General features: G+C 39.3%; 22 protein-coding genes. 20 read left to right on the top strand and 2 right to left on the bottom strand.

What is annotated here, in order from left to right; all coding sequences use genetic code 11:
- Positions 1-70: 70 nt before the first annotated feature.
- From ligA to RWM06_RS05665, 8 genes are all read left to right on the top strand, one after another.
- The gene (gene ligA / locus RWM06_RS05700; RefSeq protein WP_313970425.1) at positions 71-2,029 is read left to right on the top strand and encodes an NAD-dependent DNA ligase LigA; all 1,959 of its coding nucleotides are present in this window, start codon (positions 71-73) and stop codon (positions 2,027-2,029) included.
- Between the two features lie 111 nt (positions 2,030-2,140).
- On the top strand, positions 2,141-4,420 hold the full coding sequence (gene pulA / locus RWM06_RS05695) for a type I pullulanase (RefSeq protein ID WP_313970424.1): 2,280 nt from the start codon (positions 2,141-2,143) through the stop codon (positions 4,418-4,420).
- A gap of 317 nt (positions 4,421-4,737) precedes the next feature.
- The gene (gene glgB, locus RWM06_RS05690) at positions 4,738-6,666 is read left to right on the top strand and encodes a 1,4-alpha-glucan branching protein GlgB (RefSeq protein ID WP_313970423.1); all 1,929 of its coding nucleotides are present in this window, start codon (positions 4,738-4,740) and stop codon (positions 6,664-6,666) included.
- Positions 6,656-7,798 carry a glucose-1-phosphate adenylyltransferase gene (locus tag RWM06_RS05685; protein WP_313970422.1) on the top strand — a complete coding sequence of 381 codons (1,143 nt, stop codon included), beginning with the start codon at positions 6,656-6,658 and terminating at the stop codon, positions 7,796-7,798. Before glgB ends, RWM06_RS05685 begins: the two co-directional genes overlap by 11 nt.
- Positions 7,788-8,927, top strand: a complete 1,140-nt coding sequence (gene glgD / locus RWM06_RS05680) for a glucose-1-phosphate adenylyltransferase subunit GlgD (protein WP_261143499.1) — start codon at positions 7,788-7,790, stop codon at positions 8,925-8,927. Before RWM06_RS05685 ends, glgD begins: the two co-directional genes overlap by 11 nt.
- The gene (gene glgA / locus RWM06_RS05675; RefSeq protein WP_313970421.1) at positions 8,924-10,357 is read left to right on the top strand and encodes a glycogen synthase GlgA; all 1,434 of its coding nucleotides are present in this window, start codon (positions 8,924-8,926) and stop codon (positions 10,355-10,357) included. The genes glgD and glgA overlap by 4 nt, the downstream gene beginning before the upstream one ends.
- A gap of 58 nt (positions 10,358-10,415) precedes the next feature.
- On the top strand, positions 10,416-11,060 hold the full coding sequence (gene serB, locus RWM06_RS05670) for a phosphoserine phosphatase SerB (RefSeq protein WP_313970420.1): 645 nt from the start codon (positions 10,416-10,418) through the stop codon (positions 11,058-11,060).
- A gap of 8 nt (positions 11,061-11,068) precedes the next feature.
- A complete protein-coding gene (locus RWM06_RS05665) occupies positions 11,069-12,184 on the top strand; it encodes a glycerate kinase (RefSeq protein WP_033683705.1) in 1,116 nt (371 codons plus the stop codon).
- Here the strand turns inward: RWM06_RS05665 and RWM06_RS05660 are convergent.
- Positions 12,181-12,627, bottom strand: a complete 447-nt coding sequence (locus tag RWM06_RS05660) for a DUF1694 domain-containing protein (RefSeq protein WP_313970419.1) — start codon at positions 12,625-12,627, stop codon at positions 12,181-12,183. The genes RWM06_RS05665 and RWM06_RS05660 overlap by 4 nt on opposite strands.
- 163 nt (positions 12,628-12,790) lie before the next feature.
- Here RWM06_RS05660 and eno point away from each other — a divergent pair, with 163 nt between their 5' ends.
- The 6 genes from eno to RWM06_RS05630 all read left to right on the top strand — a co-directional run bounded on the left by eno (position 12,791) and on the right by RWM06_RS05630 (position 19,616).
- Entirely contained in the window at positions 12,791-14,095 is a 1,305-nt protein-coding gene (gene eno, locus RWM06_RS05655; RefSeq protein WP_173278388.1) for a surface-displayed alpha-enolase, read from the top strand.
- A 269-nt stretch (positions 14,096-14,364) separates the two neighbouring features.
- Positions 14,365-15,624 carry a UDP-N-acetylglucosamine 1-carboxyvinyltransferase gene (locus tag RWM06_RS05650; RefSeq protein WP_313970418.1) on the top strand — a complete coding sequence of 420 codons (1,260 nt, stop codon included), beginning with the start codon at positions 14,365-14,367 and terminating at the stop codon, positions 15,622-15,624.
- Positions 15,625-15,639: 15 nt separating this feature from the next.
- Positions 15,640-16,191, top strand: a complete 552-nt coding sequence (locus RWM06_RS05645) for a GNAT family N-acetyltransferase (protein WP_313970417.1) — start codon at positions 15,640-15,642, stop codon at positions 16,189-16,191.
- A complete protein-coding gene (gene spxR / locus RWM06_RS05640; protein WP_313970416.1) occupies positions 16,184-17,461 on the top strand; it encodes a CBS-HotDog domain-containing transcription factor SpxR in 1,278 nt (425 codons plus the stop codon). The genes RWM06_RS05645 and spxR overlap by 8 nt, the downstream gene beginning before the upstream one ends.
- Before the next feature lie 15 nt (positions 17,462-17,476).
- Entirely contained in the window at positions 17,477-18,337 is an 861-nt protein-coding gene (locus RWM06_RS05635) for a methionyl aminopeptidase (RefSeq protein ID WP_000631534.1), read from the top strand.
- A gap of 361 nt (positions 18,338-18,698) precedes the next feature.
- Positions 18,699-19,616, top strand: coding sequence for a bifunctional riboflavin kinase/FAD synthetase (locus RWM06_RS05630; protein WP_313970415.1), 918 nt, complete (start codon positions 18,699-18,701; stop codon positions 19,614-19,616).
- Between the two features lie 86 nt (positions 19,617-19,702).
- Here the strand turns inward: RWM06_RS05630 and RWM06_RS05625 are convergent, their stop codons facing one another.
- A complete protein-coding gene (locus RWM06_RS05625) occupies positions 19,703-20,551 on the bottom strand; it encodes a YitT family protein (RefSeq protein WP_313970414.1) in 849 nt (282 codons plus the stop codon).
- A 141-nt stretch (positions 20,552-20,692) separates the two neighbouring features.
- Between RWM06_RS05625 and RWM06_RS05620 the strand changes: the two genes are divergently transcribed.
- The 6 genes from RWM06_RS05620 to adcAII form a co-directional block, all read left to right on the top strand.
- On the top strand, positions 20,693-21,532 hold the full coding sequence (locus RWM06_RS05620; RefSeq protein WP_313970413.1) for a DegV family protein: 840 nt from the start codon (positions 20,693-20,695) through the stop codon (positions 21,530-21,532).
- Positions 21,533-21,639: 107 nt separating this feature from the next.
- Positions 21,640-21,915, top strand: coding sequence for an HU family DNA-binding protein (locus RWM06_RS05615; protein ID WP_001284637.1), 276 nt, complete (start codon positions 21,640-21,642; stop codon positions 21,913-21,915).
- A 203-nt stretch (positions 21,916-22,118) separates the two neighbouring features.
- Complete coding sequence (gene ccdA2 / locus RWM06_RS05610) at positions 22,119-22,826, top strand: thiol-disulfide oxidoreductase-associated membrane protein CcdA2 (RefSeq protein ID WP_313970412.1); 708 nt, start codon at positions 22,119-22,121, stop codon at positions 22,824-22,826.
- Between the two features lie 11 nt (positions 22,827-22,837).
- Entirely contained in the window at positions 22,838-23,404 is a 567-nt protein-coding gene (gene sdbB / locus RWM06_RS05605) for a thiol-disulfide oxidoreductase-associated lipoprotein SdbB (protein ID WP_313970411.1), read from the top strand.
- 121 nt (positions 23,405-23,525) lie between these two features.
- Complete coding sequence (locus RWM06_RS05600; protein ID WP_313970410.1) at positions 23,526-24,917, top strand: amino acid permease; 1,392 nt, start codon at positions 23,526-23,528, stop codon at positions 24,915-24,917.
- 297 nt (positions 24,918-25,214) lie between these two features.
- The coding region (gene adcAII / locus RWM06_RS05595) for a zinc-binding lipoprotein AdcAII (protein ID WP_313970409.1) at positions 25,215-26,085 on the top strand (871 nt) is incomplete at its 3' end.

The raw sequence follows: 26,085 nt of genomic DNA, 5'->3' as shown, positions 1-26,085 counted from the left end.
AATTCCAATCTAAGTATTTTTCCGCCCTTCTCGTTTGTGAGGAGGGCTTAGTTTATGGTAAAATGGTCTTATGAATAAAAGAATGAATGAGTTAGTCGCCTTGCTTAATCGCTATGCGACTGAGTACTATACTAGCGATAATCCCTCGGTTTCAGACAGTGAGTATGATCGCCTTTACCGAGAGTTGGTTGAGTTAGAGACTGCCTATCCAGATCAAGTGTTAGCAGACAGTCCGACCCATCGTGTTGGTGGCAAAGTCTTAGATGGTTTTGAAAAATACAGTCATCAGTATCCTCTTTATAGTTTGCAGGATGCTTTTTCACGTGAGGAGCTTGAAGCTTTTGATGCGCGTGTTCGTAAGGAAGTGGCTCATCCGACCTATATTTGTGAGTTGAAAATCGATGGCTTATCTATCTCGCTTACTTATGAAAAGGGTATTTTGGTTGCTGGGGCAACACGTGGTGATGGGTCTGTTGGGGAGAATATCACGGAAAACCTCAAGCGCGTTAAGGACATTCCTTTGACCTTGCCAGAAGAATTAGATATCACAGTTCGTGGGGAATGTTATATGCCACGCGCTTCTTTTGTTCAGGTCAACCAAGCTCGCCAAGAAAATGGAGAGCCCGAATTTGCTAATCCTCGTAATGCAGCGGCAGGAACACTGCGTCAGTTGGATACAGGAGTAGTTGCCAAGCGCAATCTTGCAACGTTCCTCTATCAAGAAGCCAGCCCTTCAACTCGTGATAGTCAAGAAAAGGTTTTGAAGCACCTAGAACAACTTGGTTTTGTGGTCAATCCTAAGCGAATCTTGGCTGAAAACATAGATGAAATCTGGGATTTTATCCAAGAAGTAGGGCATGAAAGGGACAATCTACCTTATGATATTGATGGAGTAGTAATCAAGGTCAATGACCTAGCAGGTCAAGAGGAACTCGGTTTTACCGTTAAAGCTCCAAAGTGGGCAGTAGCCTACAAGTTCCCTGCTGAGGAAAAAGAAGCTAAACTGCTCTCAGTTGATTGGACAGTTGGCCGTACGGGTGTTGTAACCCCAACTGCAAATCTGACACCAGTTCAGCTTGCTGGTACGACTGTTAGTCGTGCGACCCTGCACAATGTGGATTATATTGCTGAAAAAGATATCCGTAAAGACGACACGGTTATCGTCTATAAGGCTGGTGATATCATCCCTGCCGTCTTGCGTGTGGTAGAGTCCAAACGGGTTTCTGAAGAGAAACTGGATATCCCTACAAACTGTCCAAGTTGTAATTCTGACTTGTTGCACTTTGAAGATGAAGTGGCTCTCCGTTGTATCAATCCACGTTGCCCTGCCCAAATCATGGAAGGCTTGATTCATTTTGCTTCTCGTGATGCTATGAATATTACAGGCCTTGGTCCATCTATTGTTGAGAAACTTTTCGCTGCTAATTTAGTCAAGGATGTGGCAGATATTTATCGTTTGAAAGAAGAAGATTTCCTCCTTTTAGAGGGGGTTAAGGAAAAGTCCGCTGCTAAACTGTATCAGGCCATTCAAGTATCTAAGGAAAATTCTGCTGAGAAGCTCTTGTTTGGTCTTGGCATTCGTCATGTCGGCAGTAAGGCCAGTCAGCTCTTACTCCAACATTTCCATTCAATTGAAAATCTGGCTCAGGCAGATCCAGAGGAAGTGGCTAGTATTGAGAGTCTAGGTGGTGTGATTGCCAAGAGTCTTCAGACTTATTTTGCGACAGAGGGCTCTGAAATTCTCCTCAGAGAATTGAAAGAAGCTGGGGTCAATCTGGACTATAAAGGACAGACAGTAGTTGCGGATGCAGCCTTGTCAGGTTTGACCGTTGTATTGACTGGGAAATTGGAACGTCTCAAGCGCTCAGAAGCTAAAAGCAAACTCGAAAGTCTGGGTGCAAAAGTAACAGGCAGTGTTTCTAAAAAGACAGACCTTGTTGTGGCAGGAGCAGATGCTGGAAGTAAACTGCAAAAAGCACAAGAACTTGGTATCGAAGTTCGAGATGAAGCTTGGCTAGAAAGCTTGTAATAATCGTTTAAAATCAGAGTTTAGACAGTATAACTAGTTTGTTAATCAGGACAAAATCGGTCAAAAATTTATTAGTGAAATAGAAACAAATCAAAAAAGGAAAAATAAAAAATGTATAACTACCCTATGCGCATTCATTACCACCGCAAGAATGGTGAATACGATACTTGCTCTTTTGTAAAAAGTCAGGATCAACGGATTGATTTGCTGACCTACAAAGAAGATTATTTTGGCGCTTTATTTAGTTTTGAACACCCAAGTTCTCATGCCTTAGAAAGCTTAAATTTTGTGGTTCATACAGGACAAACCAGTAAAGAATATGCAATCCGTTTCAATCACTACCCTCTTTTAACAGAGGTCTGGATTTTGGAAGGTGATGACAGAATTTATTATTCTGAAAATCCTGCTATTGCCAGTCCTTTCTATAAGAATCAAAATCCTTTTGCCTTTGATAAGGCTATTAACAGTGCCAGTTTTGACCATCATTGGGGTTACCAAGGAGAATTGGGGTGCCGTGTAGAGGACAATCAGGCTCATTTTTCCCTTTGGGCTCCAACAGCGACAGAAGTGCAGGTTGTTGTTTATGAATCAGCTACTAATGATGCACCTGTTTGGAAGACTTTTGATATGGAGAGAGGCAATAGCTACTCTTATAACCATAAGGACAATACTATTGGTGTCTGGAGTTTGGATGTTGAGGAAGATTTGACTGGTAAGGCTTATCAGTATCAAGTCCAATTTCCTCATCACCAAACAGTGACACGCGACCCATACACTATCGCAACCAGTCCTGATGGCAAACGATCAGCTATCCTGAGCCATGAAGAAAAGCAAGTTGCAAGCTTCGAGGTTAAGCATGGTTCAGAGGCTACTTGGCGCTTGGCAAATCCATGTAAGGCAGTTATTTGTGAAATGCACATTCGTGATTTGACCAAATCACCGACCTCAGGTGTAGATGAACATCTTCGAGGAACTTTTTTGGGTGCTGCTCAGACTGGAACAGTTAACCAGTACGGCCAAGCAACTGCTTTTGATTACATTAAGAAGTTGGGCTATAATTATGTTCAATTGCAACCAATTGCAGACCGTCACAAAGAATATGGTGCGGATGGGAATGTAACCTACAACTGGGGTTATGATCCACAAAACTATAATGCACCAGAAACCAGCCTTTCAACCAATCCAGAGGATCCAGCTCAGGTCATTCGTGATTTGAAGACCATGGTTCAAGCCTATCATGATGCGGGTATTGGTGTTATTATGGACGTGGTCTATAACCATACCTTCTCAGTTGTTGATGCACCTTTCCAAACAACAGTCCCTGATTACTATTATCGTATGAATCCAGACGGTACCTTCCAGAATGGAACGGGTGTTGGAAATGAAACAGCCAGTGAACACGAAATGTTCCGAAAGTATATGATTGATTCTCTCCTATACTGGGTGCAGGAATACAATATTGACGGCTTCCGTTTTGACTTGATGGGGATTCATGATGTCAAGACTATGCAGATGATTCGTCAGAGTTTGGATGAAATTGACCCTAACATTATCCTTTATGGAGAAGGATGGGATATGGGAACAGGTCTTGCGCCTTATGATAAGGCTAAGAAGGACAATGCCTACCAGATGCCAAACATCGGTTTCTTTAATGACAATCAACGCGATGCTGTCAAAGGGGGAGAAGTTTATGGTGCTATCAAGTCAGGTTTTGTTAGTGGTGCTGCGACAGAGCCCATTCTAGCCAAAGCAATCCTAGGAAGCCGTGAATTAGGAACCTATACACATCCAAATCAGGTGCTTAACTATGTAGAGGCCCATGACAATTACAATCTTCACGATTTGTTGGCAACCCTTCATCCAGACCAAAGTTCCGAGCAAATCATGCGTAAGGTCGAAACTGCCACAGCCATGAATCTGCTTATGCAAGGGATGGCCTTTATGGAAATCGGTCAAGAATTTGGTCGTACCAAACTGGTTGCGACTGGTGAAAATGGTGAGTTGACCCATGATGATAGAGAGCGTGCTATGAATAGCTATAATGCTCCTGACAGTGTGAATCAAGTGAACTGGGACTTGCTTAATGAGCGTCAAGACAGTATTGACTTTATCCGTCAGATGATTCGATTGAAGACAGAAACCAGTGCTTTTTCTTACCCTACTTATGAAGAAATTTACCATCATGTCTTTGTTCATTCAGCAAATGAGCATAGTGGTTGGATTGTTTATGAAATTCACGGGGAAGAACACTTATTGGTTGTCTTTAATGCTAAAGGGCAAGACTTCCAGTTTGAAAATGCTGGAAATCTAGAACTGTTGGTGACCAATAGCCATTTAGCTGATAAAGACACGGTTGGTGGCGTTAGCGCCAGCGTCTTTAAAGTTTTGTAGAATTTTACAATTTAAATTCATTTACAGTGCTTTATCTCTTAAAAACAATAAAATCAGGAAATTCATTTCCTGGTTTATTTTTTTACTTGAAATTATTTTTTTGTTAGTAAAATAACGAACTTTATGATAATATTGTTAAAAAACAATTCGTTTTCAAAGCGTTTCTGAAAATTTCTTGATTTACAAGTGAATACATCAGTGAATTTGTTGAAGACTTTCAAAAGAATTTTTAGCAAATATAGTAATTTACTTGAATCTTATCTAAAAAGATAGTATAATAAAACTATAGAAAACGCTTACAAAAGATAGGAGGGTGTATGGATAAGAAAAAAGCTTTAGAAACTTTTATGACAGGTGAGAATTTTCACCTCCAGCATTATCTGGGAGCGCATAGGGAAGAAAAAGATGGTGAGTCTGGCTATACTTTCCGAGTTTGGGCACCCAATGCTCAGGCAGTTCACTTGGTAGGGGATTTCACCAATTGGGTTGAAAATCAAATTCCGATGGAACGGAATGAATTTGGAGTCTGGGAAGTCTTTACAAGTCTTGCTCAAGAAGGCCAAATTTACAAGTACCATATCACACGTGCAAATGGTCATCAGCTGATGAAGGTTGACCCTTTGGCTGTACGGTATGAGGCACGACCTGGGACTGGTGCTATTTTAACAGAGATTCCAGAGAAAAAATGGAAGGATGGACTCTGGCTAGCCCGTAGAAAACGCTTGAGTTTTGAAGAGCGTCCTGTCAATATTTACGAGGCTCATGCTGGCTCTTGGAAGAGAAATCCTGATGGCAGCCCCTATAGTTTTGCTCAATTGAAAGATGAACTCATTCCTTACTTGGTTGAGATGAACTATACTCACATTGAGTTTATGCCCTTGATGTCTCACCCACTCGGTTTGAGTTGGGGTTATCAGCTTATGGGTTACTTTGCTCTAGAGCATGCCTATGGTCGTCCTGAAGAGTTTCAAGATTTTGTTGAGGAATGTCACCTAAACAATATAGGGGTTATTGTAGACTGGGTACCTGGTCACTTTACTATCAATGATGATGCCTTGGCCTATTATGATGGAACACCGACTTTTGAATACCAAGACCATAATAAGGCTCATAACTACGGTTGGGGAGCACTCAATTTTGACCTCGGAAAGAATGAAGTCCAGTCTTTCTTGATTTCTAGTATTAAGTTTTGGATTGACTTTTACCATCTAGACGGTATTCGCGTGGATGCAGTTAGCAACATGCTCTATCTAGATTACGATGATGCCCCATGGACACCTAACAAGGATGGTGGTAATCTCAACTATGAAGGATATTATTTCTTAAAACGTTTGAATGATGTCATTAAACAAACTCATCCAGACGTTATGATGATAGCTGAGGAAAGTTCATCAGCTACTCAGATTACTGACACCAAGGATTCAGATGGTCTTGGCTTTGACTACAAATGGAATATGGGCTGGATGAATGACATCCTCCGTTTCTACGAAGAAGACCCTATTTACCGTAAGTATGACTTTAACCTAGTGACTTTCAGCTTTATGTATGTCTTCAAGGAGAATTATCTCCTACCATTCTCACACGATGAAGTGGTTCATGGCAAGAAGAGTATGATGCACAAGATGTGGGGAGATCGTTATAATCAATTCGCAGGCTTGCGCAATCTCTACACTTACCAAATTTGTCACCCAGGTAAAAAATTGCTCTTCATGGGTAGTGAATATGGGCAATTCCTAGAATGGAAATCTGAAGAACAGTTGGAATGGTCTAATCTAGAAGACCCTATGAATGCTAAGATGAAGTATTTCACTTCTCAGCTTAATCAATTTTACAAAGACCATCGCTGTCTGTGGGAAATCGATACCAGCTATGATGGTATTGAAATCATCGATGCGGATAATCGTGACCAGAGTGTTCTGTCCTTCATCCGTAAGGGTAAAAAGGGCGATATGTTAGTCTGTGTCTTTAATATGGCACCTGTCGAACGAAAAGATTTTACAATCGGACTTCCTGTTGCAGGGATTTACGAAGAAGTCTGGAATACTGAGTTAGAGGAGTGGGGAGGTGTCTGGAAAGAACATAATCAAACGGTTCAAACGCAAGAAGGACTTTGGAAAGATTATGAGCAGACTTTAACCTTTACCCTACCGGCTATGGGAGCTAGTGTATGGAAAATCAAGCGTCGCTTGAAACCTACTAAAACTGTCACAAGTAAAAACCAAAAAGGAGTAGAAAATGAAGAATGAAATGTTAGCTTTGATTCTTGCTGGTGGGCAAGGAACTCGTCTCGGTAAACTTACTCAAAGCATCGCAAAACCAGCTGTGCAATTTGGTGGGCGCTACCGTATCATTGACTTTGCTCTCTCAAACTGTGCCAACTCAGGCATCCACAATGTTGGAGTCATCACACAGTATCAACCACTTGCTCTTAACAATCATATTGGGAATGGTTCAAGTTGGGGTCTAGATGGGATTAATTCTGGTGTCTCTATCCTTCAACCTTATTCAGCAAGTGAAGGAAATCGTTGGTTTGAAGGAACTAGTCACGCTATTTATCAAAATATCGACTATATCGACAGTGTCAACCCTGAGTATGTTTTGATTCTGTCTGGGGACCACATCTACAAAATGGACTATGATGATATGCTTCAGTCTCACAAGGATAATAATGCCAGTTTGACAGTAGCGGTTTTAGACGTTCCTCTGAAAGAAGCAAGCCGTTTTGGTATTATGAACACCGATGCCAATAACCGCATTGTTGAATTTGAAGAAAAACCAGCTCAACCTAAATCTACCAAAGCTTCTATGGGAATTTATATCTTTGATTGGCAACGCCTTCGCAATATGCTCGTTGCTGCTGAAAAGAGCAATGTCGATATGTCAGACTTCGGTAAAAATGTCATTCCAAATTACCTTGAGTCAGGTGAAAGTGTCTATGCCTATGAATTTAAAGGTTATTGGAAAGATGTTGGTACGATTGAGTCGCTTTGGGAAGCGAACATGGAGTACATTTCTCCAGAAAATGCCTTGGACAGCCGTAACCGTCAATGGAAGATTTACTCAAGAAACTTAATTTCACCACCAAACTTCCTTGGGGCAAATGCTCATGTGGAAGACTCATTAGTTGTAGACGGATGTTTCGTTGATGGAACTGTTAAACACTCTATCCTTTCAACAGGTGCGCAAGTTCGCGAAGGAGCAGAAGTAGTAGATTCAGTTATCATGAGTGGAGCCATTATTGGACACGGAGCTAAAATCAAACGTGCTATTATTGGTGAAGGTGCAGTTATTTCTGATGGTGTCGAAATTGATGGAACAGAAGAAGTACAAGTTGTAGGATATAATGAAGTAGTGGGGGTAGCAACAGATGAAGATTGATAAATATTCTGCCATTTTAGGAAACACAGTTGGTTTTCATGATATGTCAACATTGACAGACCACCGTCCAGTAGCTAGTTTGCCATTTGGCGGTAAATATCGTTTGATTGACTTCCCGCTCTCAAGTCTTGCCAATGCGGGTGTTCGCAGTGTTTTTGGTATTTTTCAGCAGGATAATATTAGTTCTGTTTTTGACCATATCCGTTCAGGGCGTGAGTGGGGCTTGTCAACTCTTCTTAGTCACTATTATCTAGGAATTTATAATACACGAGTTGAGAGTAGCACAGTAGGAAAAGAATATTACCAACAGTTGCTCACCTATTTAAAACGCTCTGGGTCAAACCAAACAGTATCACTCAACTGTGATGTTTTGATTAATATTGATTTGAACCAAGTGTTCCACCTTCATAACACAACGAAGGGACCTATTACAGTTGTTTATAAGAAACTTCCTAAGAAAGATATTTCAGAAGTGAACGCGATCTTGGAAGTGGATGAAACAGACCATGTTCGTTCTCACACGCTATTTGATAGAAAATCAACAGAAGAAATATTCAATATGTCTACAGATATTTTTGTTGTTGATACACCTTGGTTGATTGAACGTTTGGAAGAAGAGGCTAAAAAAGACCATCCAGAGAAATTGCGCTATGTTTTACGTGATTTAGCTGCTAAAGAAGGAGCTTTTGCCTACGAGTATACAGGCTACCTTGCAAATATTCATTCTGTAGAGTCTTATTACCAAGCTAATAAAGATATGCTTGAATCGCAAAAATTCTACTCTCTTTTCTCACCAAACCAAAAGATTTATACAAAGGTTAAGAACGAAGAACCAACTTATTATGCTAATACATCTAAGGTAAGCACTTCTCAGTTTGCCTCTGGTAGTATCATTGAAGGTCAAGTGGCTAATTCTGTTCTATCACGTAATATTCATGTCCATAAGGATAGTTTGGTTAAAGATAGCATCTTATTCCCTCGTGCTGTTATTGGAGAAGGTGCTCAAGTAGAATATGCTATCTTGGACAAGGGTGTTGAAGTTGCGGATGGAGTTGTGATTCGTGGAACTGCAGAACATCCAGTCGTTGTTAAGAAAGGTGCTAAAGTAACAGAGGATATTCATTCATGAAAATTTTATTTGTAGCAGCTGAGGGTGCACCCTTTTCAAAAACAGGTGGTTTGGGAGATGTCATTGGGGCTCTTCCCAAATCACTGGTAAAAGCTGGGCACGAAGTTGCAGTGATTCTCCCCTACTATGACATGGTAGAGGCTAAATTTGGAAACCAGATTGAAGATGTTCTTCATTTTGAGGTGAGCGTTGGCTGGCGCAAACAGTACTGTGGAATTAAGAAAACAGTATTAAATGGTGTAACCTTCTACTTTATTGACAATCAATATTATTTTTTCCGTGGTCATGTTTACGGTGATTTTGATGACGGAGAACGCTTTGCTTTCTTCCAACTTGCTGTCATTGAGGCAATGGAAAGGATTGACTTTATCCCTGTTCTTCTCCATGTTCATGACTATCATACAGCTATGATTCCGTTCTTGTTAAAGGAAAAATATCGTTGGATTCAAGCCTATGAGGGCATTAAAACTGTTTTAACCATTCATAATTTGGAATTCCAAGGACAATTTTCAGAAGGAATGTTATGGGATTTGTTTGGAGTTGGCTTTGAGCGTTATGCTGATGGCACCCTTCGATGGAACAACTGTCTCAACTGGATGAAAGCAGGTATTCTCTATGCGGATCGTGTTTCAACCGTTTCGCCTAGCTATGCTCATGAAATTATGACTAGTCAGTTTGGATGTAACTTGGATCAGATTCTTCGAATGGAGTCTGGTAAGGTATCTGGTATCGTGAATGGGATTGATGCTGACCTGTATAATCCTCAGACGGATGCTCTTTTAGACTATCATTTTAATCAGGAAGATTTGTCTGGGAAAGCCCACAATAAAGCAAAATTACAAGAGAGAGTTGGCTTGCCAGTTAGGGCTGATGTTCCTCTGGTGGGAATTGTTTCTCGTTTGACACGTCAAAAAGGTTTTGATGTGGTGGTGGAAAGTCTGCACCATATCTTGCAAGAAGATGTACAGATTGTTCTTTTGGGAACTGGAGATCCAGCCTTTGAAGGAGCTTTCTCATGGTTTGCTCAAATTTACCCAGACAAGCTATCAGCCAATATCACTTTTGATGTCAAACTAGCTCAAGAAATCTACGCTGCTTGTGACCTCTTCCTCATGCCAAGTCGTTTTGAACCGTGTGGCCTGTCTCAAATGATGGCTATGCGTTACGGAACCTTGCCATTGGTCCATGAAGTTGGTGGGTTGCGAGATACCGTTCGTGCTTTCAATCCAATCGAAGGAAGCGGTACTGGCTTTAGCTTTGACAATCTATCACCTTATTGGTTAAATTGGACTTTCCAAACAGCATTGGACTTGTATAGAAACCATCCTGATGTTTGGAGAAATCTACAAAAACAAGCTATGGAGTGTGATTTCTCATGGGATACAGCCTGCAAGTCATACCTTGACTTGTACCATAGTTTAGTTAATTAATAGATAAAATCGTATGATGACTTCATACGATTTTTGGGCTGTTTAGAGAGGAGAACTGATGTCTCAAGTAAAAGGATTGTGTGTTATGGATGTTGATGGAACCTTAATCCTAGAAGAAGTGATTGATTTGTTGGGTCGAGAGGCAGGTTGTGAGGAGGAAATTTCACAGATTACAAGTCAGGCAATGAGAGGAGAGTTAGACTTTGAAAGCAATTTAAGCAAAAGAGTTTCCTTGTTGGAAGGTCTTCCTATTTCGGCTCTTGATAAAATTTTCAACTCAATTCATCTATCACTTAATGCCCAAGAATTCATCTCAATTCTCCAAAAGAAAGGCATTTTAGTTGGTCTGGTGTCTGGTGGATTTACTCCAATAGTTGAGAGGCTTGCAAAATCTCTTGGCATTGCCTATTTCTCTGCTAATCAACTTGAAGTCAAAGATGGTCTTCTAACAGGAAAATTAGTTGGACACATTATCAGTCCTGAGGTCAAACAAGCAACTCTAGAACAATGGAGAAAGGAATTCAAACTTCCTAAAGAAAGAACAGTTGCAATCGGTGATGGGGCTAATGACTTATTAATGTTGAAATCAGCAGGACTAGGAATTGCTTTTTGTGCTAAAGAAGTGCTGAAAAAAGAAATACCAAATCATGTTGATAAGAGGGATTTTTTAGACGTTCTGCCTTTGATTGACTTTTTAGAATGAGGGAAAACATGAAGATTGTAATTGCACCAGATTCGTTTAAGGAAAGTTTGAGCTCTGAAGAGGTGGCTGAAGCTATTAAAAGAGGCTTCCAACAATCGATAGCAGATGTAGAATGTCTCCTCTGTCCTGTTGGTGATGGAGGAGAAGGCACTGTAGATGCTATCCGACATTCTCTCGATCTAGAAGAAAAATGGATTCAAGTAACAGGACCTTTTGGACAAAAAGAAGCCATGCGCTATTTTCAAAAAGGACAACTGGCATTATTCGAAGTTGCTGATTTGGTTGGCCTTGGAAAGATTCCGTTAGAGGAACGAAATCCACTTCAAATCCAAACTTGTGGTATTGGAGAGTTGCTTCTTCATCTCATTGCTAAAGGGATTAAAGATATCTATATCGGAGTTGGTGGCACGGCCAGTAATGATGGAGGACTGGGGATTGCTGCTGGTTTGGGTTATCAATTTTATGATAAGGATGGAGATGTATTGCCTGCTTGCGGTCAATCCTTACTAAACTTAGCTTCTGTTTCAACAGAAAATCGCTATGAAATACCCGAAGATATTAAAATTCGTATTTTAGCAGATGTTGTGAGTCCCATATGTGGGCATCAAGGTGCAACTTACACGTTTGGCAAGCAAAAAGGCCTAAATCCCACTATGTTTGAGACCGTAGATCAGGCAATCCAAGATTTTTATGAAAAAGTCTCACCCGAAACATTGGAACTTAAAGGAGCAGGAGCTGGTGGAGGCATTGCTGGCGGTTTGTGTGCCTTTGCACAGGCAGATATCGTGTCTGGAATTGACACTTGTTTAGATTTGATTGACTATGATAAGAAAGTTGTAGATGCTGACTTGGTTATTGTTGGTGAAGGAAGACTAGATCGTCAAAGTTTAGCAGGCAAAGCTCCAATAGGTGTTGCAAAAAGAACCCCTGTCGGAGTTCCTGTTATTGCTATTTGTGGTAGTCTCGCTGAAGATTTACCTTCCCTATCATTTGAAAATATCCAAGCTGCCTTTTCTATTTTGGAGAAAAGTGAACCTCTAGAAGATAGTTTGAACAATGCCAGTGTCTATCTGGAGCACACGGCTGCTAATATTGGGTGTTTATTAAGTCTGAGTAAGATTTAGCCAAACCATTTCTTCCAGAAGGATGTTTTGACTGGTTCTTCCTTTTTACCTTCCCAAAGATTTGGAAAAGCAAGTCGAAGATCTTTTTCTTCTACTTGAACTGGTGCATTGGTATGGATAACCAAGCCGAAAGGAGAAGAAGTGTGTTCTTCAGATACTATTGTGGCTTGGCTATTAGTTTCTTTTGCTTCTTTTAAGTAGAAAACTTGCTTGTCAAATTCGATAGTTGGGGAAATCTTCACAAATAGAGGTTCTGATTTTTCCTGAAGGTTTTCTAAAATAGATAAAAAGCCTTTTTCTAGTTGAGGGCTATTTGCCGTATCAATATCTGCATATCCAAGTACTCTTTCCTCAAAAGTACCAAGATAGCGTCTTTGCTCATCTGGATTTAATTTTGCCCCACCATGAGCTTTTTCAAGTAATTGTTTTGATAAATCTGTCATGAAAACAGTATATCATAAAAGTTAGAATAAAACAGACAAAAGAAAGCGATTACTTTATAAAGTTAAGGAAAATTTGCACAAAGATAACGTTTTTTCTTGAAAAAGGAGGGGTTTTAAGGTATTATAGAGGTGTAAAAAATTTAACTCATAAGGAGAGTAAAAAATGTCAATTATTACTGATGTTTACGCTCGCGAAGTCCTAGACTCACGCGGTAACCCAACACTTGAAGTAGAAGTTTACACTGAATCAGGTGCTTTCGGACGTGGTATGGTTCCATCAGGAGCTTCTACTGGTGAACACGAAGCAGTTGAACTTCGCGACGGTGACAAATCTCGTTACGGTGGTCTTGGTACACAAAAAGCTGTTGACAACGTAAACAACATCATTGCTGAAGCTATCATCGGCTACGATGTACGTGATCAACAAGCTATCGACCGTGCTATGATCGCACTTGACGGTACTCCTAACAAAGGTAAATTGGGTGCGAACGCAATCCTTGGTGTTTCTATCGCTGTAGCTCGTGCTGCTGCTGATTACCTTGAAATCCCGCTTTACAGCTACCTTGGTGGATTCAACACTAAAGTTCTTCCAACTCCAATGATGAATATCATCAACGGTGGTTCTCACTCTGACGCTCCAATTGCTTTCCAAGAGTTCATGATCTTGCCAGTTGGTGCGCCAACATTCAAAGAAGCTCTTCGTTACGGTGCTGAAATCTTCCACGCTCTTAAGAAAATCCTTAAATCACGTGGTTTGGAAACTGCCGTAGGTGACGAAGGTGGATTCGCTCCTCGTTTCGAAGGAACTGAAGACGGTGTTGAAACTATCCTTGCTGCGATCGAAGCTGCTGGATATGTTCCAGGTAAAGACGTATTTATCGGATTTGACTGTGCTTCATCAGAATTCTACGATAAAGAACGTAAAGTTTACGACTACACTAAATTTGAAGGTGAAGGCGCTGCTGTTCGTACATCTGCAGAACAAATCGACTACCTTGAAGAATTGGTTAACAAATACCCAATCATCACTATCGAAGATGGTATGGATGAAAATGACTGGGACGGTTGGAAAGCTCTTACTGAACGTCTTGGTGGTAAAGTTCAATTGGTTGGTGACGACTTCTTCGTAACAAACACTGCTTACCTTGAAAAAGGTATTGCAGAAGGTGCTGCTAACTCAATCCTTATCAAAGTTAACCAAATCGGTACTCTTACTGAAACATTCGACGCTATCGAAATGGCTAAAGAAGCTGGTTACACTGCCGTTGTATCACACCGTTCAGGTGAAACTGAAGATTCAACAATCGCTGACATCGCAGTTGCAACTAACGCAGGACAAATCAAGACTGGTTCACTTTCACGTACAGACCGTATCGCTAAATACAACCAATTGCTTCGCATCGAAGATCAACTTGGTGAAGTAGCTGAATACCGTGGATTGAAATCATTCTACAACCTTAAAAAATAAAATAGTTCAGTGAACTATTTTATCCCGAACCTTGAAATTCAAAAGTTCGGCCGTTGATTTAACAACGTTTTAAGCCCCTCGGATTTTATCCGAAGGGCTATTTTTGTGTTCAGGGGGCAAAAAGGGGGCATAACTTTTTAAGAAAGCTCAGCTACCAACAAATACGATTCAGCTAATATAATTGAAAATGATGGAAAAAAGGGTGAATTTATGATATACTTTAACATAGGACCTTTTTAGAAATTTTGAAAGAGTATAAAAAATTTAAAATGAGAAAAATTGTTATCAATGGTGGCTTGCCCCTGCAAGGTGAGATTACCATTAGTGGCGCAAAAAATAGTGTAGTAGCTTTGATTCCAGCTATTATTTTGGCAGATGATGTTGTAACTGTGGATTGTGTGCCAGATATTTCCGATGTTGCTAGTCTTGTCGAAATCATGGAGTTAATGGGGGCTACGGTTAAGCGTTATGAAGATGTGTTAGAGATTGATCCAAGAGGTGTTCAAAATATTCCAATGCCTTATGGGAAAATCAATAGTCTTCGTGCATCTTATTATTTTTATGGAAGTCTTTTAGGTCGCTTTGGTGAAGCCACTGTTGGTTTACCTGGAGGATGTGATTTGGGACCACGTCCTATTGATTTACACCTTAAGGCTTTTGAAGCTATGGGTGCAACTGTTAGCTACGAGGGAGATAACATGAAGTTATCTGCCAAAGATACAGGACTTCACGGCGCAAGTATCTACATGGATACGGTTAGTGTCGGAGCGACGATTAATACGATGATTGCTGCGGTTAAAGCAAATGGGCGTACCATTATTGAAAATGCAGCCCGTGAACCTGAGATTATTGATGTTGCTACTCTCTTGAATAATATGGGTGCCCATATCCGTGGTGCTGGAACCAATATTATCATTATTGATGGAGTTGAAAGCTTGCATGGAACACATCATCAGGTAATTCCAGACCGTATTGAAGCAGGGACATATATTTCCTTGGCTGCTGCAGTGGGTAAGGGGATTCGTATAAATAATGTTCTTTACGAACACCTAGAAGGATTCATCGCTAAGTTGGAAGAGATGGGAGTGAGAATGACTGTATCTGAAGACAGTATTTTTGTCGAAGAACAGTCTAATTTGAAAGCAATCAATATTAAGACAGCTCCTTACCCAGGATTTGCTACTGACTTGCAACAACCGATTACCCCTTTGTTGCTAACAGCTAATGGTCGTGGTACAATTGTTGATACGATTTATGAAAAACGTGTAAACCATGTTTTTGAATTAGCTAAGATGGACGCAGCTATATCAACAACAAATGGTCACATTTTATATACAGGTGGTCGTGGTTTGAGTGGGGCAAGTGTTAAAGCGACTGACTTAAGAGCTGGTGCAGCTTTAGTTATTGCTGGTTTGATGGCCGAGGGACAAACTGAAATTACCAATATCGAGTTTATCTTACGTGGTTATTCTGATATTATTGAAAAATTACGTAATCTAGGAGCGGATATTACACTTGTTGAGGAATAAACCGTAGAGGTGTTTATGAATATTTGGACCAAATTAGCAATGTTTTCTTTTTTTGAAACGGATCGCTTGTATTTGCGTCCTTTCTTTTTTAGTGATAGTCAGGACTTCCATGAGGTAGCTTCAAATCCTGAAAATCTACAATTTATTTTCCCAACTCAGGCAAGTCTGGAAGAAAGTCAATATGCACTGGCTAATTACTTTATGAAGTCCCCTTTGGGAGTGTGGGCAATTTGTGACCAGAAAAATCAACAAATGATTGGTTCTATTAAATTTGAGAAGTTAGATGAAATCAAAAAAGAAGCAGAGCTTGGCTATTTTTTGAGAAAAGATGCTTGGTGTCAAGGATTTATGACAGAAGTTGTAAAAAAACTTTGCCAACTTTCTTTTGAAGAATTTGACTTAAAACAATTATCCATTATAACCCATCTTGAAAATGAAGCTAGCCAAAAGGTTGCTCTTAAGTCTGGATTTAGTTTGTTTCGTCAGTTTAAGGGAAGTGATCGCTACACAAGAAAAATGCGGGATTATCTTGAATTTCGGTATGTAAAAGGAGAATTCAATGAGTAAGCATCAGGAAATTCTAAGTTATTTGGAGGAATTACCAGTAGGTAAAAGGGTCAGTGTTCGTAGTATTTCCAATCATCTGGGAGTCAGTGATGGAACGGCCTATCGCGCTATCAAGGAAGCTGAAAATCGTGGAATTGTAGAGACTCGTCCCCGTAGTGGAACAATTCGCGTTAAATCGCAGAAAGTTGCTATCGAAAGATTAACATTTGCAGAAATTGCAGAAGTAACTTCTTCTGAGGTGTTAGCTGGACAGGAAGGACTTGATAGAGAATTTAGTAAGTTCTCTATTGGTGCTATGACCGAACAAAACATCTTATCCTATCTTCATGATGGGGGACTCTTGATTGTCGGAGACCGAACCCGTATTCAGTTGTTAGCCTTGGAAAATGAAAATGCAGTTCTAGTTACAGGTGGATTTCAGGTCCATGATGATGTGCTTAAACTGGCTAATCAAAAAGGGATTCCTGTTCTAAGAAGTAAGCATGATACCTTTACCGTTGCGACCATGATCAATAAAGCCTTGTCAAATGTTCAAATCAAGACAGATATTTTGACAGTTGAGAAGCTTTATCGTCCAAGTCATGAATATGGTTTTCTGAGAGAGACTGACACAGTCAAAGATTATTTGGACTTAGTACGTAAGAGTCGAAGCAGTCGTTTTCCAGTTATTAACCAACATCAGGTTGTCGTTGGAGTTGTAACTATGAGAGATGCGGGCGATAAGTCACCAAGTACTACAATTGATAAGGTCATGTCTCGTAGTCTATTTTTGGTTGGATTATCGACAAATATTGCCAATGTGAGTCAACGGATGATTGCTGAAGACTTTGAAATGGTACCAGTTGTTCGAAGCAATCAAACTTTGCTTGGCGTTGTAACCAGACGAGATGTCATGGAGAAGATGAGCCGTTCTCAAGTTTCTGCTTTACCAACTTTTTCTGAGCAGATTGGACAAAAGCTCTCTTATCACCATGATGAAGTAGTGATTACAGTGGAACCCTTTATGCTAGAAAAAAATGGAGTTTTGGCTAATGGTGTTTTGGCAGAAATTCTGACCCATATGACCCAAGATTTGGTTGTGAATAGCGGAAGAAATTTAATAATAGAGCAGATGCTGATCTACTTTTTGCAGGCTGTTCAGATAGATGATATATTGCGCATTCAAGCACGCATTATCCACCATACTAGACGATCAGCTATTATTGATTATGATATTTATCATGGTCATCAGATTGTTTCAAAAGCAAATGTAACCGTTAAAATTAATTAGAAACTAGGAGAAAAAATGATAACATTAAAATCAGCTCGTGAAATCGAAGCTATGGACAAGGCTGGTGATTTTCTAGCAAGTATTCATATCGGCTTACGTGATTTGATTAAGCCTGGCCTAGATATGTGGGAAGTTGAAGAATACGTTCGCCGTCGTTGTAAGGAAGAAAACTTCCTTCCGCTTCAGATTGGGGTTGACGGTGCAATGATGGACTATCCTTATGCTACTTGCTGCTCTCTTAATGATGAAGTAGCTCATGCTTTCCCTCGTCATTACATCTTGAAAGATGGTGATTTGCTCAAAGTTGATATGGTTTTGGGAGGCCCAATTGCTAAATCTGACCTGAATGTCTCAAAATTAAACTTCAACAATGTGGAGCAGATGAAAAAATACACTCAGAGCTACTCTGGTGGTCTAGCAGACTCTTGTTGGGCTTATGCTGTTGGTACACCGTCCGAAGAAGTGAAAAACTTGATGGATGTAACCAAAGAAGCTATGTACAAGGGAATCGAGCAAGCTGTCGTTGGGAACCGTATTGGTGATATCGGTGCGGCTATTCAAGAATACGCTGAAAGTCGTGGTTACGGTGTAGTGCGTGATTTGGTTGGTCATGGTGTTGGCCCAACCATGCACGAAGAACCAATGGTTCCTAACTATGGTATTGCAGGTCGAGGACTCCGTCTTCGTGAAGGAATGGTCTTGACTATTGAACCAATGATCAATACAGGTGACTGGGAAATTGATACAGATATGAAGACTGGTTGGGCGCATAAGACCATTGATGGTGGCCTATCTTGTCAATATGAACACCAATTTGTCATTACGAAAGATGGACCTGTTATCTTGACTAGTCAAGGCGAAGAAGGAACTTATTAATAAACAGTGAAAAGGCTACTGGAAGTTTATTTTGATAAAAAATCCAGTAGATCTTTTTATAATAAAACGCATTGTATCAAGTTTTAACTAGCTGATATGATGTGTTTTTCTGATTTTAAGATTCTTATCTCAATTTCTTGTTCTGTATTACGATTTCATACTCAATGAAAATCAAAGAGCAAACTAGGAAGCTAGCCGCAAGCTGTACTTGAGTACGGTAAGGAGACGCTGACGTGGTTTGAAGAGATTTTCGAAGAGTATCAAAAATAAAATTCTTCTAAAATGATACACTTCAGGTTAAAAAAATGGCATTTCAGATTTTCTGGTTCAGAAATAGCTATCACTATGATATAATTATTTTATGATTATTACTATTCCTATAAAAAACCAAAAAGATATTGGCACACCATCTGATTCAGTCGTGGTTCTCGGCTATTTTGATGGTATACACAAGGGGCATCAAGAATTATTTCGTGTTGCCAATAAGGCTGCGAGAAAGGATTTATTGCCTATCGTCGTTATGACCTTTAATGAATCTCCAAAGATTGCTTTAGAGCCTTATCATCCTGACCTATTTTTGCATATTTTGAATCCTGCTGAACGTGAGAGAAAATTAAAACGCGAAGGTGTAGAAGAATTATATCTCCTTGATTTTAGTAGTCAATTCGCTAGTCTCACGGCAGAAGAATTTTTTGCGACTTATATCAAGGCTATGAATGCCAAAATTATTGTTGCAGGTTTTGATTATACATTTGGCTCTGACCAAAAAACAGCAGAAGATTTAAAGGATTACTTTGATGGAGAAGTTATCATTGTTCCACCTGTAGAAGATGAGAAAGGAAAGATTAGTTCAACACGTATCCGTCAAGCTATTTTAGACGGAAATGTGAAAGAAGCAGGAGAACTTTTGGGGGCACCGCTTCCATCAAGAGGCATGGTGGTTCATGGCAATGCTCGTGGTCGTACGATTGGTTATCCGACAGCGAATTTGGTGCTTTTAGACCGTACTTATATGCCAGCAGATGGTGTTTATGTCGTTGATGTTGAGATTCAACGACAGAAGTATCGTGCTATGGCTAGTGTCGGGAAAAACGTGACCTTCGATGGAGAAGAAGCACGTTTTGAAATCAATATTTTTGATTTTAATCAAGATATTTATGGTGAAACAGTCATAGTTTATTGGCTTGATCGCATTCGAGATATGACCAAATTTGATTCTATTGATCAATTAGTGGAGCAGTTAAAGGCTGATGAAGAAGTAGCACGGAATTGGTCTTAAGAGCTTAAATAAACAAAAAGAGGTTGTCTGTGACCTGAAAGATAGATGATTTAGTCTAACTTCTGAGGTCACTACACTACCTCTTTTTATTCTTTTTCAAAGGTAAATCCTTCTCCTAGGATTTCATGGGCTTCTGTAATAGTGATAAAGGCTTGAGGATCGATTCGATGAATCATTTCCTTCATTTTAACAATTTCATTTCTTCCGACAATACAGTAGATGATTTTCAAATCTTTTTGACTATAGTAACCTTGCCCTGAGATAAAAGTAACACCTCTTCCTAGGTCATCATTAATAGCCTTAGCAAGTTGGTCAGGACGTTTGGTAATAATCATAAATCCTTTACCTGCGTATCCTCCTTCTCCAATCAAATCAATCACTCGGGATACAATGAAAGTAAAGAGCAGAGTGTAAGTAACCAATCTTAAATCCTTAAAAATAAGGAGAATGAGCATGAGAATACAAAAATCTAAGATAAAAAGCAGTTTCCCCATGGAGAAATGAGTGTATTTGTTGAGGATACGGGCTAGAATATCAGTTCCACCCGTTGTGCCTCCAGCATTAAAGATAATTCCAAGACCAATCCCTAACAGAATTCCAGCGATGAGGGAAGTGATTAGTAAATCACCTTGAAGATCAATATGAAGAGGAATACGCTCAAAAAAAGCTAACCAGGCAGATAAAGCCAAGGTTCCGAGCAAACTAGAATAGAGAGATCTTGCTCCAAATATTTTCCAAGCTAGGATGAATAGAGGAATATTAATCAGCAGATTCATGAGGGAAACAGGAATTTCAAAAAGATAAAAGGTAATAAGAGTAATGCCTGTAGCCCCTCCTTCGAAGAGATGATGGGGAACTACAAAATAGGTTAGACCAAAAGCATAAATACCAGCACCTAGTAAAATAGTTAAAATGGGATAGATTTTTTTAATCATAGGACACCTCTTTTCTTATAAGTTGATTATATCAAATTTTTAAGGAAAATTTGATTGACTCCATTAGGATTTTTAATCTTTTTTTGATATAATTAAAAGTAAGAAAACCAATCTGAATCCTAAAATAGAAAGATTGATACTATGACAAAAATTAAGATTGTTACCGATTCATCTGTTACTATTGAGCCAGAATTAGTAAAGCAATTAGATATCACGGTAGTTCCTCTATCTGTAATGATTGATAATGTTGTTTATTCGGATGCCGATTTAAAAGAAGAAGGTAAATTTCTTCACTTGATGCAAGAAGCTAAGAATCTTCCGAAAACAAGTCAACCACCTGTAGGTGTTTTCGCTGAAGTTTTTGAAGACTTGTGCAAGGATGGCAGTCAGATTCTTGCTATTCATATGTCCCATGCTCTTTCAGGTACTGTAGAAGCAGCGCGTCAAGGTGCTAGTTTATCTACTGCCGACGTGACGGTGATTGACAGTTCCTTCACTGACCAAGCCTTAAAATTCCAAGTTGTCGAAGCTGCTAAATTGGCACAAGAAGGCAAAGATATGGAGGAAATTCTGTCTCATGTAGAAGAAGTAAAAAACCACACAGAGCTCTATATTGGCGTTTCTACTCTAGAAAATCTAGTAAAAGGTGGACGAATTGGCCGTGTAACTGGATTGTTGAGCTCACTTCTCAATATACGTGTTGTCATGCAGATGAAGGACCATGAATTGCAACCAATGGTTAAAGGGCGTGGAGCTAAAACTTTTAAAAAATGGTTGGATGAGTTGATAACATTGCTCTCTGACCGTTCTGTAGCAGAGATTGGAATTTCATATTCTGGTAGTTCTGATTGGGCAAAAGAGATGAAAGACAATTTGCAACCTTATGTTGAAAAGCCAATTTCTGTTTTGGAAACGGGTTCCATTATTCAAACGCACACGGGTGAGAACGCTTGGGCTATTTTAGTTCGTTACAACTCCTAAAAAAATAAAGAAAATGCGAATAAATAGCATTTTTAACTTGACCTAGAAGGGATTTTAGGATATGATTATAGTTGTTAATTAGAAATTAATTTGGAGGAATCATTAACATGGCAAACAAACAAGATTTGATCGCTAAAGTAGCAGAAGCTACAGAATTGACTAAGAAAGACTCAGCAGCAGCAGTTGAAGCTGTATTCGCAGCAGTAGCTGACTACCTTGCAGCTGGTGAAAAAGTTCAATTGATCGGTTTTGGTAACTTTGAAGTTCGTGAGCGTGCTGCACGTAAAGGTCGCAACCCACAAACTGGTAAAGAAATCACAATTGCAGCTTCTAAAGTTCCAGCATTCAAAGCTGGTAAAGCTCTTAAAGACGCTGTTAAATAATCAGCCTTTAAAAAGCCTATCATATCAAGCATTTGAGCTTGTGTGACAGGCTTTTTTTGTGTATAGGGGACAAAATCTGAATTAGCTGGTGACAGAAAAGATCTTTTAAATACAGGCTGATTTAATTTGCGTAGCAGAAATCATACAAATAAACTTGATTATAGTACAATAGGATATGAATTATTAAGAAAGTTGGTTCTTTATTGGAAACGATAATATTTTCAATCTCCGTTTTTTTAGCAGGGGTCTTGTCCTTCTTTTCTCCCTGTATTTTTCCTCTGTTACCAGTTTATGCTGGGATTTTGCTGGATGATCAGGAAAGCGCAAAAAGTTTTTCTTTGTTTGGGAGAAAGGTTCTCTGGTCAGGTTTGATTCGAACACTTTGCTTTATCGCAGGTATCTCTCTCATTTTCTTTATTCTAGGATTTGGTGCTGGTTACTTTGGTAATATTCTCTATGCCAATTGGTTTCGCTATACCATGGGAACAATTATTATCATTTTAGGCCTTCACCAGATGGAAATTTTTCATTTTAAGAAATTAGAGGTTCAAAAAAGCTTTACCTTTAAAAAATCAGATTCTAATCGTAATTGGTCAGCTTTTTTACTTGGTATTACCTTTAGCTTTGGTTGGACGCCTTGTATTGGTCCAGTTTTAAGTTCTGTTTTAGCGCTTGCGGCTTCTGGAGGCAATGGCGCCTGGCAAGGAGCTATCTATACTCTTATTTACACTCTGGGGATGGCCATTCCTTTCTTGGTCTTGGCTCTAGCTTCTGGTGTAGTGATGCCTTATTTTAGTAAAATCAAACGTCATATGATGTTACTGAAGAAAATTGGTGGTTTCCTTATTATTTTAATGGGAATTTTGTTACTATTAGGACAGGTAAATGTTCTAGCTGGAATTTTTGAATAAAGGAGAAAAAGATGAAAAAAATAATGTTTGCTGGTTTAAGCCTCTTGTCAGTAGTTGTATTGATGGCCTGTGGTGAGGAAGAAACTAAAAAAACTCAAGCTCCACAACAATCCCCAAAACAGCAACAACAAACGCCTGTACAACAAATTGCTGTTGGAAAAGATGCGCCAGACTTTACCTTGCAATCTATGGATGGCAAAGAAGTCAAGTTATCTGATTATAAGGGGAAAAAAGTCTATTTGAAGTTTTGGGCTTCATGGTGTGGTCCATGTAAGAAAAGTATGCCTGAGTTGATGGAATTAGCTGCAAAACCAGATCGCGATTTCGAAATTCTTAGTGTCATTGCACCAGGAATTCAAGGTGAAAAAACTGTCGAGCAATTCCCACAATGGTTCCAAGAACAAGGATATAAAGATATCCCAGTTCTTTATGATACCAAGGCCACAACCTTCCAAGCTTATCAAATTCGAAGCATTCCTACAGAATATCTAATTGATAGTCAAGGAAAGATTGGAAAGATTCAATTTGGTGTTATCAGCAACGCGGATGCAGAAGCAGCCTTTAAAGAAATGGACTAGAATAGATAAAAATCTGATTACAATATGTAGTCAGATTTTTTTAGAAAATTATTTTATAAATATTCACAAATTTCCTATATTTATGGTAAAATAGAATCATCATTTTGTTTTGGAGTCAAAGATGAATATATTTAGAACAAAGAATGTAAGTTTGGATAAAACGGAGATGCACAGGCATTTGAAGTTATGGGATTTGATTTTGCTGGGTATCGGAGCCATGGTGGGGACAGGCGTCTTTACAATTACAGGTACTGCAGCTGCAACACTTGCTGGTCCAGCGCTAGTGATTTCAATCGTTATTTCTGCCTTATGTGTAGGATTATCAGCCCTTTTTTTTGCAGAATTTGCCTCACGAGTACCTGCTACAGGTGGTGCTTACAGTTATCTATATGCTATTTTAGGAGAATTTCCAGCTTGGTTGGCTGGCTGGTTAACCATGATGGAGTTCATGACAGCCATATCTGGTGTGGCTTCGGGTTGGGCAGCTTATTTTAAAGGATTGCTCTCTCAATACGGGATAGCCCTTCCTCAGGCTTTAAATGGTACCTTTAATCCTCAAGCAGGGACGTTTGTTGATTTATTACCTATTCTTGTATTGGCATTAGTGACATCGCTTGTTTTACTCAATGCTAAAGCAGCTTTACGATTTAATTCGATTCTAGTTATTTTGAAATTTTCCGCTTTAGCTCTCTTTGTTTTAGTAGGAATTTGGCATATTAAGCTTGATAATTGGAGCAATTTTGCTCCTTATGGTTTTGGACAAATATATGGCGCTAGTACTGGTATTATGGCTGGTGCCTCCTTAATGTTCTTCGGATTTTTAGGCTTCGAATCCATCTCTATGGCTGTAGATGAAGTCAAGACTCCTCAAAAAAATATTCCTAGAGGAATTGTCTTATCGCTTTCTATCGTAACCATTCTTTATGCCTTGGTGACGCTTGTCTTGACTGGTGTGGTTCACTATAGTCATCTAAATGTCGATGATGCCGTTGCCTTTGCTCTTCGTAGCGTTGAGATTGGTTGGGCAGCTAACTATGTGTCATTAGTGGCTATCTTGACCTTGATTACGGTTTGTATCTCGATGACCTATGCCCTATCACGTATGATTTACAGTTTAGCGCGTGACGGCTTAATGCCTGCTGTATTTAAAGAACTAACCAAGACAAGTAAGGTACCCAAAAACGCTACTATCTTGACAGGTCTAGCTTCAGCAGTAGCAGCAGGAATGTTCCCACTTGCTAGTATCGCATCCTTCTTAAATATTTGTACCCTAGCCTACTTGATTATGCTAGCTTACGGTCTGATTCGCTTACGGAGAGAAAAGGGGATGCCCAAAGCTGGAGAATTTAAAACACCATTGGTACCCTTATTACCGATTTTATCAATCATTATTTGTCTATCATTTATGTTGCAGTATAATATGGAAACCTGGATTGCTTTCCTCATTGCTTTGTTGATAGGAAGTATTATTTACTTTACTTATGGTTATAAGCATTCTACCATAGAAGAATAATACTCTTCGAAAATCAAATTCAAACCACGTCAGCTTCGCCTTGCCGTATATATGTGACTGACTTCGTCAGTCTTATCTACAACCTCAAAACAGTGTTTTGAGCAACCTGCGGCTAGCTTCCTAATTTGCTCTTTGATTTTCATTGAGTATATAAAGTGAGAATCTGTTGAGTTGTTGAAATTCAGCAGATTTTTATATGTGAAAGAAATTTTCAAATTTTTTCTAAAAATAGCTTGACAGATTAAATTTTTAGGAGTAGAATGTTTACCAGTTAATTAAATAGTTAAGGGGTTATCCATGAAAAAACAAAGTTTATTTTTAGTATTGTTAAGTGTCTTTCTTTTGTGTTTAGGGGCTTGTGACCAAAAGGAAAGTCAGACTGGGAAAGGGATGAAAATTGTAACCAGTTTTTACCCTGTCTATGCTATGGTCAAGGAAGTATCTGGAGATTTGAATAATGTTCGAATGATTCAGTCAAGTAGCGGAATTCACTCCTTTGAACCTTCAGCGAATGACATTGCAGCCATCTATGATGCAGATGTCTTTGTTTATCATTCTCATACGCTCGAATCTTGGGCAGGAAGTCTGGATCCAAATCTAAAAAAATCTAAAGTTAAGGTTTTAGAGGCTTCTGAAGGAATGACATTGGAACGTGTCCCTGGTCTAGAAGATGTGGAAGCAGGTGATGGAGTTGATGAAAAAACGCTCTATGACCCTCACACTTGGCTAGATCCTGAAAAAGCTGGCGAAGAAGCTCAGATTATCGCTGATAAACTTTCAGAGGTGGATAGTGAGCATAAAGAAACTTACCAGAAAAATGCGCAAGCCTTTATCAAAAAAGCTCAAGAATTGACTAAGAAATTCCAGCCTAAATTTGAAAAAGCGAGTCAGAAGACTTTTGTAACACAGCATACAGCTTTTTCTTATCTTGCTAAGAGATTTGGATTAAATCAACTTGGAATCGCTGGTATCTCTCCTGAACAAGAACCAAGTCCAAGACAACTGACAGAAATTCAGGAATTTGTTAAAACCTATAAGGTTAAGACGATTTTTACAGAAAGTAACGCTTCTTCAAAAGTAGCGGAAACTCTTGTCAAATCAACAGGTGTGGGCCTTAAAACTCTGAATCCTTTAGAGGCAGACCCACAAAATGACAAGACTTACCTAG

The sequence above is a fragment of the uncultured Streptococcus sp. genome, assembly GCF_963516575.1.
Taxonomy (GTDB): Bacteria; Bacillota; Bacilli; order Lactobacillales; family Streptococcaceae; genus Streptococcus.
Note: the sequence above shows the minus strand (reverse complement) of the source record. Positions and strands in the feature narration are given on the sequence as shown.

Excerpts from the sequence above, each read along its gene's own strand:
- ligA (WP_313970425.1), top strand. The coding sequence starts at position 71 with ATGAATAAAAGAATGAATGAGTTAGTCGCCTTGCTTAATCGCTATGCG.
- pulA (WP_313970424.1), top strand. The coding sequence starts at position 2,141 with ATGTATAACTACCCTATGCGCATTCATTACCACCGCAAGAATGGTGAA.
- glgB (WP_313970423.1), top strand. The coding sequence starts at position 4,738 with ATGGATAAGAAAAAAGCTTTAGAAACTTTTATGACAGGTGAGAATTTT.
- RWM06_RS05685 (WP_313970422.1), top strand. The coding sequence starts at position 6,656 with ATGAAGAATGAAATGTTAGCTTTGATTCTTGCTGGTGGGCAAGGAACT.
- glgD (WP_261143499.1), top strand. The coding sequence starts at position 7,788 with ATGAAGATTGATAAATATTCTGCCATTTTAGGAAACACAGTTGGTTTT.
- glgA (WP_313970421.1), top strand. The coding sequence starts at position 8,924 with ATGAAAATTTTATTTGTAGCAGCTGAGGGTGCACCCTTTTCAAAAACA.
- serB (WP_313970420.1), top strand. The coding sequence starts at position 10,416 with ATGTCTCAAGTAAAAGGATTGTGTGTTATGGATGTTGATGGAACCTTA.
- RWM06_RS05665 (WP_033683705.1), top strand. The coding sequence starts at position 11,069 with ATGAAGATTGTAATTGCACCAGATTCGTTTAAGGAAAGTTTGAGCTCT.
- RWM06_RS05660 (WP_313970419.1), bottom strand. The coding sequence starts at position 12,627 with ATGACAGATTTATCAAAACAATTACTTGAAAAAGCTCATGGTGGGGCA.
- eno (WP_173278388.1), top strand. The coding sequence starts at position 12,791 with ATGTCAATTATTACTGATGTTTACGCTCGCGAAGTCCTAGACTCACGC.
- RWM06_RS05650 (WP_313970418.1), top strand. The coding sequence starts at position 14,365 with ATGAGAAAAATTGTTATCAATGGTGGCTTGCCCCTGCAAGGTGAGATT.
- RWM06_RS05645 (WP_313970417.1), top strand. The coding sequence starts at position 15,640 with ATGAATATTTGGACCAAATTAGCAATGTTTTCTTTTTTTGAAACGGAT.
- spxR (WP_313970416.1), top strand. The coding sequence starts at position 16,184 with ATGAGTAAGCATCAGGAAATTCTAAGTTATTTGGAGGAATTACCAGTA.
- RWM06_RS05635 (WP_000631534.1), top strand. The coding sequence starts at position 17,477 with ATGATAACATTAAAATCAGCTCGTGAAATCGAAGCTATGGACAAGGCT.
- RWM06_RS05630 (WP_313970415.1), top strand. The coding sequence starts at position 18,699 with ATGATTATTACTATTCCTATAAAAAACCAAAAAGATATTGGCACACCA.
- RWM06_RS05625 (WP_313970414.1), bottom strand. The coding sequence starts at position 20,551 with ATGATTAAAAAAATCTATCCCATTTTAACTATTTTACTAGGTGCTGGT.
- RWM06_RS05620 (WP_313970413.1), top strand. The coding sequence starts at position 20,693 with ATGACAAAAATTAAGATTGTTACCGATTCATCTGTTACTATTGAGCCA.
- RWM06_RS05615 (WP_001284637.1), top strand. The coding sequence starts at position 21,640 with ATGGCAAACAAACAAGATTTGATCGCTAAAGTAGCAGAAGCTACAGAA.
- sdbB (WP_313970411.1), top strand. The coding sequence starts at position 22,838 with ATGAAAAAAATAATGTTTGCTGGTTTAAGCCTCTTGTCAGTAGTTGTA.
- RWM06_RS05600 (WP_313970410.1), top strand. The coding sequence starts at position 23,526 with ATGAATATATTTAGAACAAAGAATGTAAGTTTGGATAAAACGGAGATG.